Raw genomic sequence first — 16,249 nt, 5'->3', positions numbered from 1 at the left:
CGCTGCGCCTGAAGCTCCAACAAGAATACGAAGACACCCTCGTCAACCCCTACATCGCCGCCGAACGCGGATACCTCGACGCCGTCATCCCACCGAGCCACACCCGCGGACAGATCGTCGCCGCCCTACGCCTCCTCGAACGCAAACAGGTCACCCTCCCGCCCAAGAAGCACGGAAACATACCGCTATGAGCGGCGAAGCGAATCATGATGCTATGAGCGGCGAAGCGAATCAGGCTGCTGCCGTGCAGTTTCGGGGAAACCCGTCCGAATCCGAGGTCGCTGCCATTGTCGCGGTGCTCGCGGCTGCCAGTGCTGCGGTGCCCCATGCCTCCCATCCGCCGATGTCCACTCTCGGCGGATGGGGTTCACCTGCAGACCTTCATCGCTACGGACTCGGCAGCGCCCCTGCCGTGTTCGTCAATGCCCGCTACAGCCGATAGAGAAAGAATTTCCGCATGAGTGTCAATGGTGTTGCACAGAAGAAGATTTCGAAGGTCCTGGTCGCCAATCGCGGCGAGATCGCAGTCCGGGTGATACGAGCGGCAGCAGACGCCGGCCTGACCTCGGTCGCCGTCTACGCCGAACCCGACTTGGGCGCCCCCTTCGTACGCCTCGCCGACGAAGCCTTCGCCCTCGGCGGACAAACCTCCGCCGAATCGTATTTGGTCATCGACAAGATCATCGACGCCGCAAAAAAAACCGGCGCCGACGCCATCCACCCCGGCTACGGATTCCTCTCCGAAAACGCCGACTTCGCCCAAGCCGTGATCGACGCGAACCTGATCTGGATCGGACCTTCCCCGCAGTCCATCCGCGACCTCGGCGACAAAGTCACCGCCCGCCACATCGCCGCCCGCGCCAAAGCACCCTCGGTCCCCGGCACCGCAGAACCCGTCAAAGACGCCAACGAAATCCTGGCGTTCGCCGACGAACACGGCCTCCCCATCGCCATCAAAGCCGCCTTCGGCGGCGGCGGACGCGGCATGAAAGTCGCCCGCACCCGCGAAGAAATCCCCGAACTCTTCGACTCCGCCACCCGCGAAGCCGTCTCCGCATTCGGACGCGGCGAATGCTTCGTCGAACGCTACCTCGACAAACCCCGCCACGTCGAAGCCCAGGTCATCGCCGACCAACACGGCAACGTCATCGTCGCAGGCACCCGCGACTGCTCCCTGCAACGCCGCTTCCAGAAACTCGTCGAAGAAGCACCAGCCCCGTTCCTCACCGAAGCCCAACGCAAAGAAATCCACTCGAGCGCCAAAGCCATCTGCAAAGAAGCCGGCTACTACGGCGCAGGCACCGTCGAATACCTCGTCGGACAAGACGGCCTCGTCAGCTTCTTGGAGGTCAACACCCGACTGCAGGTCGAGCACCCCGTCACCGAAGAAACCTCCGGCATCGACCTCGTACTGCAGCAATTCCGCATCGCCAACGGCGAAGAACTCTCCATCACCGAAGACCCCGAACCCCGCGGACACTCCTTCGAATTCCGCATCAACGGCGAAGACGCAGGCCGCGGATTCCTCCCCGCCCCCGGACCGGTCACCACCTTCATCGCCCCCTCCGGCCCCGGAGTCCGCGTCGACTCCGGCGTCGAATCCGGCAGCGTGATCGGTGGCCAGTTCGACTCCATGCTCGCCAAACTCATCGTCACCGGCGCCACCCGCGACGAAGCATTGGCTCGTTCGCGTCGCGCACTCGCCGAATTCACGGTCGAAGGCCTCGCCACCGTCATCCCGTTCCACTCCGCCGTCGTCTCCGATCCCGCGTTCATCGGCGACGGAGAATCCTTCGACGTCCACACCCGCTGGATCGAAACCGAATGGGACAACCAGGTACCCCCCTTCACCGCAGGCGAGCCCCTGGACGAGGACGAAGCACTACCCCGCCAGTCCGTGGTCGTCGAGGTCGGTGGCCGCCGCGTCGAGGTCTCCCTCCCCGGCCAGTTCACCCTCGGCGGCGGCAACGGCGCTGCCTCTGATGGTGCTGTACGGCGTAAGCCCAAGCCACGTAAACGCGGCGGCGCCGCAAACGGAGCCGCATCCGGTGACGCCGTCACCGCACCCATGCAAGGCACCGTCGTCAAAGTCGCCGTCGAAGAAGGCCAAGACGTCGAAGAAGGCGACCTCATCGCCGTCCTCGAAGCCATGAAAATGGAAAACCCCGTCAACGCCCACAAAGCAGGCAAAGTCACCGGCCTCACCGTCACCCCCGGATCCGCCATCACACAGGGCACCGTCCTCGCCGAACTGAAGTGAGGTCGCGACCATGACAGCGGCGCGTGAGTGGCCGGAGGAAAGTTCCGCGGCCACCGAGTCGTCCGACTCGATGGAGGCTGTCGTGGCGCTGCTGCGGCTCGCCGATACCGTTCGAGCGGGATTGGAAGAATCACTCGATGGGCTCGGGTTGAGCTGGGCGCGTTACGAGGTTCTCGAAGTGCTGAGTGAACACAGCACGATGACCTACGGCCAGCTCGGACGTCACCTGGTTCGGCACAGGACAAGCATCGGGGTGACGGTGTGCGCCATGGAGAAGTCGGGTCTCGTTGTGCGCACACCGAATCCGCGGAAGCCGCAACAGTACGTGGTGACCTTGACCGCGCCCGGATCCACGATTCTCGAACGGGCACAACGAATGCTGTCGCGTGACGCTGCGCGTCGAATCGAAGCAGGCGCAATTCTCGACGCACTCGATGTTGTCCGACACCACATTCTCGCCACCCCAACCACGCCGCATCTTCGATCGGCAACACTTTCGACACCAAGGGAAATCCACCATGACTGACACCGTATTGGTCGCAGGGGCACGCACCCCGATCGGCAAACTGGCCGGAGCACTCGCATCGCTCAGCGCCACCGACCTCGGCGCGCACGCAGTCCGCGGTGCACTCGCCAAAGCAGGCGTCGACGCCTCCGCCGTCGATGCCGTCATTCTGGGCAACGTCGTCCAGGCAGGCGTCGGCCCCAACCCCGCACGCCAAGCCGCAGCCGCAGCGGGAATCCCGCTGACCACACCGGCTATCACCATCAACAACCTGTGCCTGTCCGGCCTGCAAGCCATCATCGACGCAGACCGTCTCATCAGATCCGGTGACGCCGACATCGTCGTCGCAGGCGGTATGGAATCGATGACCAACGCCCCGTATCTCGCACGCGGCGCCCGCACCGGATTCCGTTACGGCAGTGCAGCCCTCGATGATGCTCTCGACCGGGACGCCCTCATCTGCGCATTCGACGACGTCTCCATGGGCGAGGCCACCGACCGCTACGTCCAGGCCACCGACCTCGACCGCGCGGGCCAGGACGCGTTCGCCGCCCGTTCGCACGAACTTGCCTCCGCAGCAACCGAAGACCAGACCTTCGCCGACGAGATCGTGCCCGTCGAGATCAAGAGCCGCCGCGGCACCACCACCGTCACCGACGACGAAGGTATCCGCGCCGGTACCACCGCCGAGAGTCTCGGCAAGCTCCGTCCCGCATTCCTGGCCGACGGCACCATCACCGCAGGTTCGGCATCGCAGCTCTCCGACGGCGCCGCCGCGGTGGTCTTGATGAGCAAGACCAAGGCTCAGGAACTGGGCCTGGAGTGGCTCGCTGAACTCGGCGCCTCCGCGTTCGTCGCCGGACCCGACACCTCACTGCTGCATCAGCCCGCCAACGCCATCACCAAGGCACTCGAGAAGGACGGCGAGCTGAAAGTCGGCGACCTCGATCTCGTCGAGATCAACGAAGCCTTCGCCGGAGTCGCCCTCGCCTCGGTCGGCCAACTCGGCATCGACCCCGAGAAGGTCAACATCCACGGCGGAGCCATCGCGCTCGGCCACCCCGTCGGAATGTCCGGCGCGCGTCTCGCTCTGTCCCTGGCACTGTCGCTGAAGCGTCGCGGCGGCGGAGTTGGCGCAGCGGCACTGTGCGGCGGCGGCGGGCAGGGCAACGCCCTGATCATCCGCAACTGAGTGAACTGACGCCCGGATGCGTCGACGCCGACCTGAGTTCCGGATCGTCGTCGATGCACCGGGCGGACGGCGTGGGGGTCGCCGCCCGTCTCAGGCGCGGACCACTGATCGATGCAAGCCCCCACTTGCGCAGTGCGGCAATGGGAGTCGGATCGAGCGCTGTACGGTCAGGACATCCTCTCGATGATCATCGCCATTCCCTGACCTCCGCCCACACACATCGTCTCCAAGCCGATTTCCTTGTCGTATGTCTGCAGGTTGTTGATGAGAGACGCGGTTATTCGAGCACCAGTCATTCCGAATGGGTGCCCGAGGGCAATGGCCCCACCCGAGACGTTCAGCCTGTCTTCGTCGATACCGAGTTCTCGCGCCGACCCCACCACCTGCACGGCGAACGCTTCGTTGATCTCGAACAGGTCGACATCGGAGACGGTCTTTCCTGCCAGAGCCAGCGCTTTGCGGGATGCTTCCACCGGTCCGAGACCCATTATTTCTGGTGACAGACCTGACACACCGGTCGATACAATGCGCGCAAGGGGGGTCAGTCCGAGTTCTTTCGCCTTGATATCGGACACGATGATCAGAGCGGCGGCACCGTCGTTGAGTGGGCATGAATTGCCCGCTGTCACCGAACCTTCGGGCCTGAATACAGGCCGCAGTTCTCGTACCTTGTCGTATGTAGTGCCGAATCGCGGTCCATCGTCATCGGAAACAACTGATCCATCCGGCAGGGTGATCGATGAAATTTCTCGGGCGAAGTGACCCGCTTTCGTCGCATATTCTGCACGGTTCTGTGAGCGGACGGCCCATCGGTCCTGTTCTTCACGGCTTATTCCTGTGAGTTGCGCGACGTTCTCAGCCGTCTGCCCCATGCTGATGTAGGTATCGGGAATCAGTCCGTCCACGCGCGGATCGGTCCAATGCAGAGCTCCCTCGGCGATCTGACGAGTGCGGCGCTCTGCATCCGAATACAATGGATTGCGGGTGTCTGGGATCGAGTCCGAATTTCCCTTGAAGAAGCGCGATACAGTCTCGACACCCGCAGAGACGAATGCGTGCCCCTCTCCGGATCGTATGGCATGGAACGCCATACGAGTTGTCTGCAGCGATGACGAGCAATACCGCGTGACGGTGGTGCCGGGTAGTGCGTCGTAACCGAGCGCTATGGCAACGTTGCGGGCCATGTTGTATCCCTGCTCGCCTCCAGGAAGTCCGCAACCGAGAAGCAGATCGTCGAGATCGACGGGATCGAGTTCCGGTATTTTGTCCAGTGCTGCACGGATCATCTGAGCCGTTATGTCGTCCGGCCGCGCTGATGCGAGCGAACCTTTCACGGCCCTTCCGATTGGTGACCTGACGGCCGAGACGATGACGGCTTCCGGCATGTGACTTCCTTGAAAGTGAGTTGATCGAACAATGTACCGACTACGCAGGGCATCCGATCGAGATCGAGATCGCGTTCCGGCGAGCACGCACCCCTGCCGTCACGACGCGAATTGCATCCAAGCAGGTGTGCGCTTCTCGCGAAATGCGGCGATCCCTTCCTGACCCTCGCCGCTCGCGAAAAAGCTGGTGGACAGCGTTTGAAGTTCGTTGAGGAGCTCGATCCGAATCGGGCCACCGTAGCGTCGACGAAGCTTTTTGGTCTCGGTCGACGCGTTGGGGCCGGCTTCCTTGAGCAGACCGACAATCCGATCGACTTCGTTGTCCAGTTCCGAGGCGGCCACCACTGCATTCAACAGGCCTGTCTCCGCAGCCCGAATCGCGGAGAACGTCTCACCGGTCAAGAAATATTGATGTGCAACAACGGTTCCCATCCGCTCGAACACCGGCAACGAGATCACTGCCGGAACGACGCCGATCTTTACCTCGGTGAACGCAAAGGTCGCGTCGGTCAGGCCGATTGCGATGTCACAGGCGGCCAGCAGGCCTATACCTCCGGCTCGCGCCGGACCTGCAACACGGGCGACGACAGGGCATGTGTGCCGGTCGATCGCGACCATGATGTCGATCAGGCCAACCTGGTTCGGTACGTGTTCCTCGGTCTGCTCTTTGAGGTCGGCCCCGGCACAGAACACTGGATCGACCCCGGTCAGCACTACGACCGAGACGTCATCACGCCCCGAAGTAACCCTCAAGGCATCCGCTAGCTGCACGAGCAGTGCCCGCGACAGTGCATTTCGGTTGTGCGGCGAATTGAGGGTGATAGTGGCGACGCGATCACCGATGTCGACGTCCACTATTCTCTTGATTGGTTCCATCAGGAGATCACGGCCAGTTCCTGTCCAGTGACAACTGCGTCGCCCGCTGCGACTGCGATCGACTCGACGGTGCCATCGACGGGTGACTCGATCGGAATCTCCATCTTCATCGACTCGAGCACCATCAGAACGTCGCCCTCACGAACAATGTCGCCGACTGCGACACTGACCTGCCACACACCTGCGGCCATATCCGATTCGATTGATCTGGTCATTTCGTATTGCCTTTCAGCACTTGTCACCGCTTGATTCGGTCACAGATATTGGTGTCGTAGCCGCCTGCATCGAACTCATCGGAGTCGACCAGTGCAGCGAGAAAGGGAAGGTTGGTGATCAGGCCGGATACCTCGAAGTCGGCGAGAGCGGCCTGTGCACGAGCGACGGCCGAAGTGCGGTCGTCTGCATAGACGCACAGCTTCGCGATCAACGGGTCGAAGAATCTGGTGATCACATCACCCTGGTCGTAGCCGCGGTCGACACGGATTCCGTTGCCCGTCGGTTCCCGATAGTGCTCGAGTGGCCCTGGGCTCGGCAGAAATCGGACGGGATCCTCTGCGTACAAACGCATTTCGATCGCATGACCGCGAACTTCGACCGGATCGACCAGCACGATCTCCCCTACCGCTGACCGCAGCTGCATCTCGACCAGGTCGACTCCAGTCACCAGTTCGGTGACTGGATGCTCCACCTGAATCCTCGTGTTCATTTCGAGGAAGAAGAACTCGTCTCCGGAGACGAGGAATTCGACAGTCCCCGCGTTCTGGTATGCCACCGCACTTCCTGCGTTCCGTGCGGCGGTGCGCAACGCAGCTATCAGGTCCTCGGACAGTCCCACTGCGGGACTCTCCTCGACGATCTTCTGATGCCTGCGCTGCACTGAGCAGTCTCGAAGGCCCAGGTCGACGACGCGGCCATCGGCGGTGCCGAAGATCTGAACCTCGATATGCCGGGCCGACACGAGGAACCGTTCGAGGAAGGTCGTCGAATCGCCGAAGAATCGGCCTCCGGCCGATCGAACCTGCTCGAGAACCTGCAGGAGGCGCGATTCATCGTCTACACGTTGCATGCCGATCCCGCCGCCACCTGCAGCGGCCTTGACCAGGAGCGGATATCCCACTCGGCGTCCCGCGTCGAGTACGTCCTCGTCCGAGGCGTCCTCCAGACGAGCGCCCGGCACGACCGGTACACCTGCCTGTTCCATCAGATCGCGAGCGTTCACCTTACTGCTCATCATTCGAATGGTCTCGGCTGTCGGGCCTACCCACGTGAGACCTAGCTCGTGTACCCGGTCGGCAAGCGCAGAGCTTTCGGAGAGAAAACCGTATCCCGGGTGGACGGCCTCGCACCCTGTGGCAACAGCAGCTGACGTGATTGCCTCGACATCGAGGTAGGCACCGACCGGCCGATCACTCTCGATCAGCACAGCCTCATCGGCTTCCCGGACATGCCGCGATTCGGCGTCGGACTCGGAATGCACAACCACGGTTCGAATGCCCATCGATTTCGCCGTCTTGATCACGCGGCAGGCGATCTCGCCACGATTTGCGATCAGTAGGCTCTTCATTTTCGCAGTCCTTTCACATCTGTCATTGCTGGCTCAGCGCTGTCCTCGGTAAGACCCATGTACGCCTTGGTAAATGCATCGTCGTCACGAGCGTCGTCGGCAGTCCCGCGCCAGACAACTTTCCCTCCCTCGATCACGTTCACCCGCCCCGCAATCCCCAGAGCCGCCCGCACATTCTGTTCGACCAAGAGGACCCCGACATTCAGCTCCGCGTTGATGCGAGCTACCGCGCGCATGATCTCGGTGACGAGAACTGGCGCGATGCCCTGAGACAACTCGTCCGCGAGCAGAAGTTTCGGTGTATTCGACAACGCCATCGAGATAGCGAGCATCTGGCGCTGGCCACCGCTGAGGAGGCCACCAGGCACTTTCCATTTCTCCTCGAGTATCGGAAAGACGTCGAGCGCGAACTCGATCATCTTGCTTTGATCTTTCTTGCTCCCGGGCGCGACCTCGAGGTTCTCCTCTACGGTCAGGTTCCGAAATATCTTGTCGTCCTCCGGGATCAAGGCCACGCCTCGTCGAGCGATGGAAAAAGGTTGTTCCCCTGTGATGTCGCTTCCGAACAGCGTGATGTTCCCGGCCGACACCGTGCCTGCCTCAGATTTGAGGAATCCACCGATGGCACGCAGCGTCGTCGACTTTCCCGCACCGTTCGGCCCGACGAGCGCGACGATCTCGCCTTCGTCCACCTGAAATGTCACGTCGTCGACACCGACTGCGGTTCGGTTGTACACAACGGCCAGGCCTTGGCAATCCAACATCACTTCCTTCATGCTTCTCCTTCGATCGATACACGTTTCGCCGCGAGCCGTCGGATACCACCCGATACCCTTCCGACCAGCCCTCGAAGACCACTGGGCTCGAGGAGTAGGAACGCGATGATCGCCAACCCATACAGGCCCTTCTGCACGTCGAAGAGGTGTTCGTGCACGAGCCTCACGCCAGGCACTTCGGTCGACATCGATCCGATGATGTCTTGGACCAGATACGGGAGCGCGATCACGAAGATCGCGCCGAGCAGGCTGCCCAACGGACTGCCCATTCCACCGATGATGATCATCGCCACGTAACTGATGGCAAGCGCGAGAGTGAAGGTGTCCACCTCGACGCCGTACAGGTAGTAGCCGAATACCGCGCCTTGCAGTCCGATGAACATCGAGCTGACTCCGAACGCCACGAATTTGTAGCGACTCACATTGACGCCGAGGGCTTCCGCTGCCTGCTCGCGGTGATGGATACCGAGCCATGCGCGACCGAACTTGCTGCGGAGCAGATTTCGATATCCCAGCAGGGCAAGAATGGCGAGAACTCCGGTGAAATAGATCCAGTTGTTCCCGCTGTCGAGCTTGAATCCGAACAGGCTGGGACGGGGCATTTGGAACCCGGCTTCGCCGACAGTTGCGAGCTGAAATTTCCGCGCCGCGAACTGGACGATGAATTGAAGTGCAAGTGTCGCCATGACCAGGTACAGCCCGGACATACGCAGCGCGGGTACCGCTACCAGCAGGCCGACGATGCCTGTCACCGCTGCCGCGACGATGATCGTCACGATGAATGGAATCCCCGGGTTCGCATACGTCATGCCTGCCGCCGTGTATGCGCCGACAGCCATGAGCGCGGCATTACCGAGCGACATCTGACCGGCTGTTCCGGTGACCATGTTCAGCGCGACCGAACCTATCACTGCAATGAACACCAGCACTGCAACGTCGGTCCATCGAGCTCCGAGGATTCCAGGTAGGACCGCAAGCATCAGAATCCATGCAGCCACCCAGATCAGCGAGTGCGACGCAACGAACCTGCCGAGCTGCGTGAGCATCGACACGGGCGGGCTTTCCGTTCCCGGACTGTCAGTCTCCGGCCGCACTGCTGTTCTATCGATCACGATGTCTCCTGAGGTATCCGTGTCGCCTGTTCAGATGGGTGAAATCGCATGGACCCGAGGAGGGTTGATTTCGATTCGGCGCAGCGGCGCGTCGCGAAGCACGGCCAGCAAGTTCGCGCGGGTCTCGGATGGCTCGATCACATTGTCGATTCCGTACCCACCTGCGCCGTACACGCCACCGAGCTGGCTCTTGAAGCCCGCGATCAACTCGGCACGCCGAGCGTCGGGGTCGTCAGCAGAGTTGAAGTCCTTCTTGAACATCACGTCGACGGCACCCTCGACACTCATTGCTGAGATCTCCGCAGATGGCCATGCGACGGCAAGGTCGGCGTCGAAGCTGCGGCCACCACACATTGCGACGTATGCAAGACCGTAGCCTTTACGCAGGACGATGCTGCAGCGCGGAACTGTAGCTTGTCCGAGTTCGAACACAAGTCTGCCGCTCCTTCGAGCCAGACCGGTCGCCTCGGCTGGTGAACCCACCAGGAAGCCCGGGACGTCGATGAGATATACGAGAGCGATGCCGAATGCATCGCACAGGGAAACGAAGTGGGCGCCCTTTTCGCACGCAGCGCTATCGAGCGCACCGGCCATCACCTTCGGCTGATTCGCAATAATGCCCACCGGCCGCCCGCCGATTCGCGCCAGCGCCGTCACGAGATTGCGCGCATACCCCGGTTTGATCGCGAAATACTCTTGGTCGTCGACGATCGCAGCAATAACCTTGTGAACGTCATACGCTTTGCGTGTGCTGATGGGAACGATGTCCGTCATGTCGACCGGTTCGTCAGCTTCCGTCTCGTTGTGCGTACGGTTCTGAGGCTCCGCTTGGGCGTTCGTGGGAAGGAAAGCCAGATACTCCTTCATGGCATTGACCGCTTCTTCGTCCGAGTCCACCGCAAGGTCGGCGATGCCGTTCTTGTCGGCCTGCACCGCTGCGCCACCGAGCTTTTCGGCATCGGTGATCTCCCCGGTGGCCGCCGCGACGAGTGCCGGACCGGCGATGCCCATCTGCGATGTCCCGCGGCGCATGACGACGAAGTCAGCCATGGCGGAATAGTTCGACGCTCCCGCGAATCCAGGCCCCAGCACCGCCGCAGTGATCGGTACCCATCCGGACAGCTTGGTGAAGATCCTGAACAGCGGTGCACCGATGGCGAAATGTCGAGCGTCCAGCCCCTCTTGAATCCGGTGTCCGCCTCCCTCGAGGAGCATGACCAGTGGAATCCCGAGGGTCAGCGATCGCTCCACGAGCTTATCGATTTTCAGCGATCCCACGGTTCCGATGCTTCCGCCGAGCACTGTGAAATCCATGGACATGACGTGTACCGGTCGGCCGTCGACGAGGCAGCGTCCGGTGATGACTGCGTCTGCAGGCACAGGACGGTCTCCCGTGTGGTGCACGGTTTCCGGGCTCGGGGTGACGAGCGCGCCGCTCTCCATGAAGGAGCCCTCGTCGGCCAGGACGGCGATTCGCTCACGGGCGGTGAGCATGTCGCGGCCTCGCTGCTTCTGCACCGCCTCAGGTCGTGCCGAGTCGAGTACCGCCGCCTGGGCGGTACGCGCTCCCGCGATCACCTCGGTCCAGTCGTTTGCAGTCACTGCGTCTCCTCAATGTCGGCAGAGCCGATGTCGTTGTTCTTCGAGTCGTCGGCGCCCAGATACGCGTCCACAACGACTTTGAGGGCCAGGACTTCTCGGGGCGGCCCTTCTGCGATTACGGCTCCTGCGTCGAGCACCACGATTCGATCACACACCGCTCCGACCAGCTGCATATCGTGCTCGACGAGCACCTGAGTCAGCCCCTGTTCCTTCTTGAGCGACAGCAGCGTCGCAACCATCGCATGCTTGTCGCGGGAGCTCATGCCCGAAGCCGGCTCGTCGAGGAGCAGAAGAGTTGGTTCCAGCGCGAGTGCTCGCGCGATTTCCACCAATTTCTTCTCGGCGAACGACATGCTGCTTACCAGTTCATTGTCTCGTCCACCGAGTCCGACCATCTCCAACAACTCGGCTGCCATCCGGCGGCCTGCGCGTTCTTCTGTCACCGCCCGTCCCACGTGCAGGATCGACTCGATGAGGGTGGCTTTGCTGTGCCTGTGCCTGCCGAGGAGCACATTGTCCGCGAGTGTGGAATCGTCGACGAGCTCGACATTTTGAAAGGTCCGCGCCACGCCGCGATTGGCGACCTTCCATGGTGCTCTGCCAGTAAGGGGCTGTCCCTGAAACATCACGTGTCCGGACTGCGCCCTGTACAGACCGCTGATGACATTGAGGAGACTGCTCTTACCTGCGCCGTTCGGACCGACGAGTCCGATGATCTGTCCGTTCGGGACGCCGAAATTCACCTCTCGCAACACCTGCGTTCCACCGAACGAGAGGTTGATCCCCTGTACTTCGAGCATGGACCCAGTTTCAGCAGTCATGATTCTCCGTGATTCTTAGCGGTTCTTGTTCGGGCTCACTCTGCGTTCAGCCATGTGTCGTCGAGGGGCAACGGAAGGTTCTTCGACGGATCCCACCTGTAGACCTTCCCCTCGGCAACGAACCGGTGGTTGCCGTCTTGACCGAATGCGCCCGACAGGCCATCGGTGTCCAACGCCGTGGTGTCCTGCAGTGCATTTCGGAATCCATCGCGGTCGCACTCTTCGCCACACACCGTGAGTGCATTCTTGATCAGTAGTCCATCGACGTATCCCTGCGTCGTGTACTCGCTGGTCTCCAGTTCGTCTTTCCATTGACCGGCCGCTTCGATCGCGTCGCGCATGGCCTTCACGGCGGGAACGTCTGTTTCGTAGGGCATCGTGAACGAACGCATAGCGGAGAAATCCTGGCCCATCTTGGCAATCGCCTCGAAATTGGAAACGTCGCCGGACTGCTTCTGCGAGATCACTGGGACAGGTCGCGGGAGTCCCTGCGCTTGAAATGCAGTGATTGCCTGGACGATGTTGACGACATAGGTCACCACCGCGTCCGGCTTGGCGGAGGCAATGCTGCGTGCCTGCGTCGTGACGTCGGTGGCTGTCTGCTCCGCTGATTCGGATGCCACCACAGTCCAGCCGCGTTCGTTTGCTCCTTCGACGATCGCTGCACGGTACGGTTCGGCAGATGCAGTCTCGATCGTGTACACCGCAATCTTCGGGTTCGTTATCCCGCGATCCTTGAACAGCTTTGCAGCATAGTCGAGTTGAAGCGCAGCCCACGTCGGCGTCGGAACCTCGTCGGAGAACACATATGACGGCGGTTCGGGGGTCATCACGGCAGGGACGTCGGTCAGTGTGACGGTGGGAATCTTGGTCGACTCGGCCTGTGGTGCGACCGCTGCGATTATATTGCTCAAGTTGTTGCCGAAGTTGGCGATTACATCAGCGCTGTCGAGCTCACGAAAGTTCGTGATAGCACGCTGCAGATCGCTCGCGTTGTCCCGCTCGATCAACTCGATCTGGCGCCCATTGACTCCACCGGCCTTGTTGGTCTGATCGATGCTCGACCGGAGTCCTGCGATCCATGTCTGTGACTGCCGTGAATACGGTCCGGATAGATCGGTCATGACACCGATCTGGTAGCCATCGCCTGATCCATCCGAGCTGCACGCGACCAGCGATGAGACAGCCGCCAATGCTGCCAGTGAGGCAATGGTCTTACGAGTAGGAATTCTCATTTTCTTCCTTGCTTTGAGAGGGAATTATCCGAGAGTCTGGAAAAGCTGAATTTCGGTTGTCCGCTCAGCTAGACACGTACGGCACTCTTGCGGCCGAACAGTCCGGTCGGCTTGATCCACAGGACGCAGATCAGCAATACGTAGGCGGTGACTTCGGATGCCTGGCCGCCGAAGAAGTAGACGCCGAGCGTCTGGCTCAATGCGACGATGATCGAACCTGCGACCAGACCGCGAATGCTGTCCAGGCCGCCTACGAGTGCGGGAGCGAGGCCGCGCAGGCCGAGTTCTACGAGGCTCGTGGATGCAGCGGAGGTGTATGCGAATCCGATCCCGCCGACAGTGGCGCCGATCAGAGAGATGGCCCAGCCCAGTGCGATCAGCCGATTGATTCGCACACCGCGTTGGCTGGCAAGGAGCGGTGACTCGCTCGATGCCCTCATCTGCGTTCCGACTTTCGTGAACTTCAGGAGGATTACGATCGCGGCCAAGATGGTGGCTGCCAGCACGACCACCGCGATCTCGAGACGGCTGATCGACGCAACGTCACCGAATCGATAACGCACATCGGTGAACGGTGCCGTCAGGTTGCGACTCGCCGGGCCCCACACGACGCCGATGACTGCGTCCAAGAGGATCGACAGACCAAAAGTCAACATGATCGGCGCGTGAATGGGCAGGCCTACCACTCTCTTGACCAGACCCATGTACGTTGCGGCTCCGACCATCGACATCACCACAAGAGTGACGAGGAAGGCGACTACCAACGGCAATCCTGCTTGATCGAGCGCGTAGTAGACGAACACGCCGATGACGAGGAATTGACCGACCGCGAAGTTGAGAATTCCGCTCGCTTTGAAAACCATCACCCAGGCGAGTCCCAATAAGGCGTAAATTGCACTGATACGCGCGGTATCAATGATGAGTGACATCATATTCATGGCTTTACCTCTTACATATTTCGCTGGCTGCGACGCGGTTCTGAATTCGGGGCTTGAAGGCCGTTCTTGGTAACGCGGTAACCCGCGTGCTCGCGGTCCCACGTCTCACCCGTGACGCCGGCAGCTCGCAGCTCGGCTTTCCTGATCTTCTGGGTTGGCGTGGTCGGCAACGATTGTGCGATCTCGATGTACCGGGGAACCATGAAGTACGGGAGCCGCGGAACGAGGAACTCGAGGAGCTCCTCGGGCCCGAGCTCCTCCCCGTCGATCGGGACCACTACCGCCTTGACGTCGTCTTCGGTATGCGCGCTGGCGACGGCCACGACAGCACAGGCCATGACCGAAGGATGCGCCGCGATCTCGCGCTCTACCTCGAACGACGAGATGTTCTCTCCTCGCACTCGGAGCGCATCGCTCCGACGATCCACGAAGTGGTGGCAACCATTCTGGTCCTTGATCATCGCGTCGCCGGTGTGAAACCAGAGACCACGCCACGCCTCGATCGTGCTGTCCGGTAGCCCGTGGTATCCGGACATCATCGCCCACGGGTCGTGTGGGCGCAGAACGAGTTCTCCCACAGTTCCACTTGGGACTTCGAAGTCGTGTTCGTCGACCAGTCGCGCGGCGAAATCCGGTCGCACCCAGCCCGTCCCACCTGGAATTGCTGATCCGTATGGCATCGAGATCGTCGAAGAGAGCTCGGTCATCCCGTATGCGGTACCGATTCGCACTCCGTAACGCTGAGCGAACTTCTCGTGATTGTGAAGCACCGGAACCATGTTGACGTTTCGGAGAGCATGGCCGCGGTCGGTTTCCCGCGCAGGTTGCGCGAACAGGAAACTCGCCATGGCGCCGAGCAAGAGAGTTTGGGTGCAACCGAAACGATATACATCGTCCCAGAATCCGGACGCGGAGAACCGTGGCACGATAACGCTTGTGCCGCCGTTGATGAGAGCCATGTAGACGCCTGCCCACTGTCCGCCGACGTGGAACAGTGGGAGGTTGCACATGACGACCTCCCCTGGCTCGATCCAGTGCAGGGCGCAGTAGCTGTATGCCAGGCCGTGCGAGGCGAGCACCCCTTTCGACTTCCCGGTCGTTCCCGAGGTGTACATGATCGCCATCAGATCCCATGGCTTGGAGTCAGCCGCCTCCAGCACCGGATCAGCCAACCTGAGATCACCGAATTCTGTAGCTGTCCAATGCATTTCCACGAGCGTGCTGTCAGCGCCTCGAACGATGACGCGATGTAGATGGTCGATCTCACCCCGAATATCCGACAACTGCTCGAGGTAGGAATCTTCGATCACGATGACAGCGGCACCCGAGTCGTTCACTATGTGCGACAGCAACGACCCACGGTAGGCGGTGTTGACCGGTACCTCGACGGCACCGATTGTCGTGAGGCCCAACCACGTCGTGATGTAGTCGACATGATTGTCGAGCATCAGAAGGACGGTGTCGCCGGCTTTCACGCCCAGCGCAGCGAAACCGCCTCCCACTCGACGAATCCGCTCGTCCAGTTGACGGTAGGTCAGATCCTGTTCGTAATCACGAACTGCAAGCTGATCTGGGCGCTCGGCAAGTTGACGCCTCAGCACCGTCGAAATCGATCGATGTTCGACCGGATCCAATGTCGTAACCGTGTTGCTGTAGACCACCTGGCGCCTCTCCATCAGAACCCACAACCCTGTGTGTCGAGGGCCACACATAACATGACATACGAATCGACTTCTGGCAAGAGCGGCAAAAGGATTACGCCTCTACGACCATCAAAATCGGTCGGTAGCAGAGAGGACAAGCTCCTCACTGACGCCGTGAGCTGCATATTCTGCGCCGAACTCAGTCGGCTACCACTGCCGCGTTCCGATCGGGCGACCTGGTCGACAAGATGACATTGAAGTCAATTATGTCCACTGGGATGGGCAGATAGGGGCCGAATTTCGGCACCGCAAACCGGGCCTTGGCGCGCAACGACGGCGC

Annotated in this window: 16 protein-coding genes; 5 read left to right on the top strand and 11 right to left on the bottom strand. The window is 61.2% G+C overall.

All coding sequences use genetic code 11. The features are described from left to right. The 5 genes from RY1_RS21840 to RY1_RS21820 form a co-directional block, all read left to right on the top strand. A partial coding sequence (locus tag RY1_RS21840; protein ID WP_281249999.1) for a carboxyl transferase domain-containing protein occupies positions 1 to 191 on the top strand: 191 nt, incomplete at its 5' end. A 23-nt stretch (positions 192 to 214) separates the two neighbouring features. Then, positions 215 to 442, top strand: coding sequence for an acyl-CoA carboxylase epsilon subunit (locus tag RY1_RS21835; protein WP_072806132.1), 228 nt, complete (start codon positions 215 to 217; stop codon positions 440 to 442). Between the two features lie 15 nt (positions 443 to 457). After that, a complete protein-coding gene (locus tag RY1_RS21830) occupies positions 458 to 2,260 on the top strand; it encodes an acetyl/propionyl/methylcrotonyl-CoA carboxylase subunit alpha (RefSeq protein ID WP_072806131.1) in 1,803 nt (600 codons plus the stop codon). A gap of 10 nt (positions 2,261 to 2,270) precedes the next feature. After that, positions 2,271 to 2,786, top strand: coding sequence for a MarR family winged helix-turn-helix transcriptional regulator (locus RY1_RS21825; protein ID WP_072806130.1), 516 nt, complete (start codon positions 2,271 to 2,273; stop codon positions 2,784 to 2,786). Beyond that, positions 2,779 to 3,957 carry an acetyl-CoA C-acyltransferase gene (locus tag RY1_RS21820; protein WP_072806129.1) on the top strand — a complete coding sequence of 393 codons (1,179 nt, stop codon included), beginning with the start codon at positions 2,779 to 2,781 and terminating at the stop codon, positions 3,955 to 3,957. The genes RY1_RS21825 and RY1_RS21820 overlap by 8 nt, the downstream gene beginning before the upstream one ends. Positions 3,958 to 4,124: 167 nt before the next feature. Here RY1_RS21820 and RY1_RS21815 read toward each other — a convergent pair whose 3' ends face one another. The 11 genes from RY1_RS21815 to RY1_RS21765 form a co-directional block, all read right to left on the bottom strand. Beyond that, a complete protein-coding gene (locus RY1_RS21815; protein WP_072806128.1) occupies positions 4,125 to 5,342 on the bottom strand; it encodes an acetyl-CoA C-acetyltransferase in 1,218 nt (405 codons plus the stop codon). 99 nt (positions 5,343 to 5,441) lie between these two features. Further along, positions 5,442 to 6,218 carry an enoyl-CoA hydratase-related protein gene (locus RY1_RS21810; RefSeq protein WP_072806127.1) on the bottom strand — a complete coding sequence of 259 codons (777 nt, stop codon included), beginning with the start codon at positions 6,216 to 6,218 and terminating at the stop codon, positions 5,442 to 5,444. Continuing rightward, entirely contained in the window at positions 6,218 to 6,433 is a 216-nt protein-coding gene (locus RY1_RS21805) for an acyl-CoA carboxylase biotin carboxyl carrier protein subunit (RefSeq protein WP_072806126.1), read from the bottom strand. Before RY1_RS21805 ends, RY1_RS21810 begins: the two co-directional genes overlap by 1 nt. A 23-nt stretch (positions 6,434 to 6,456) precedes the next feature. Continuing rightward, entirely contained in the window at positions 6,457 to 7,782 is a 1,326-nt protein-coding gene (locus RY1_RS21800; protein WP_072806125.1) for an acetyl-CoA carboxylase biotin carboxylase subunit, read from the bottom strand. Further along, positions 7,779 to 8,558, bottom strand: coding sequence for an ABC transporter ATP-binding protein (locus tag RY1_RS21795; RefSeq protein WP_072806124.1), 780 nt, complete (start codon positions 8,556 to 8,558; stop codon positions 7,779 to 7,781). The genes RY1_RS21800 and RY1_RS21795 overlap by 4 nt, the downstream gene beginning before the upstream one ends. Beyond that, entirely contained in the window at positions 8,555 to 9,670 is a 1,116-nt protein-coding gene (locus RY1_RS21790) for a branched-chain amino acid ABC transporter permease (protein ID WP_139279943.1), read from the bottom strand. Before RY1_RS21790 ends, RY1_RS21795 begins: the two co-directional genes overlap by 4 nt. A gap of 30 nt (positions 9,671 to 9,700) precedes the next feature. After that, the gene (locus RY1_RS21785; RefSeq protein ID WP_072806122.1) at positions 9,701 to 11,272 is read right to left on the bottom strand and encodes an acyl-CoA carboxylase subunit beta; all 1,572 of its coding nucleotides are present in this window, start codon (positions 11,270 to 11,272) and stop codon (positions 9,701 to 9,703) included. Then, the gene (locus RY1_RS21780; RefSeq protein WP_072806121.1) at positions 11,269 to 12,093 is read right to left on the bottom strand and encodes an ABC transporter ATP-binding protein; all 825 of its coding nucleotides are present in this window, start codon (positions 12,091 to 12,093) and stop codon (positions 11,269 to 11,271) included. Before RY1_RS21780 ends, RY1_RS21785 begins: the two co-directional genes overlap by 4 nt. Before the next feature lie 35 nt (positions 12,094 to 12,128). After that, positions 12,129 to 13,328, bottom strand: a complete 1,200-nt coding sequence (locus RY1_RS21775; protein WP_084727703.1) for an ABC transporter substrate-binding protein — start codon at positions 13,326 to 13,328, stop codon at positions 12,129 to 12,131. 68 nt (positions 13,329 to 13,396) lie between these two features. After that, positions 13,397 to 14,257 (bottom strand): branched-chain amino acid ABC transporter permease, encoded by an 861-nt coding sequence (locus tag RY1_RS21770; protein ID WP_281250003.1) that lies wholly within the window; start codon positions 14,255 to 14,257, stop codon positions 13,397 to 13,399. A gap of 20 nt (positions 14,258 to 14,277) precedes the next feature. Further along, the gene (locus RY1_RS21765) at positions 14,278 to 15,927 is read right to left on the bottom strand and encodes an AMP-binding protein (RefSeq protein ID WP_169914788.1); all 1,650 of its coding nucleotides are present in this window, start codon (positions 15,925 to 15,927) and stop codon (positions 14,278 to 14,280) included. Positions 15,928 to 16,249: the final 322 nt, after the last annotated feature.

The sequence above is a fragment of the Rhodococcus yunnanensis NBRC 103083 genome, assembly GCF_001895005.1.
Lineage (GTDB): Bacteria > Actinomycetota > Actinomycetes > Mycobacteriales > Mycobacteriaceae > Rhodococcoides > Rhodococcoides yunnanense.
Note: the sequence above shows the minus strand (reverse complement) of the source record. Positions and strands in the feature narration are given on the sequence as shown.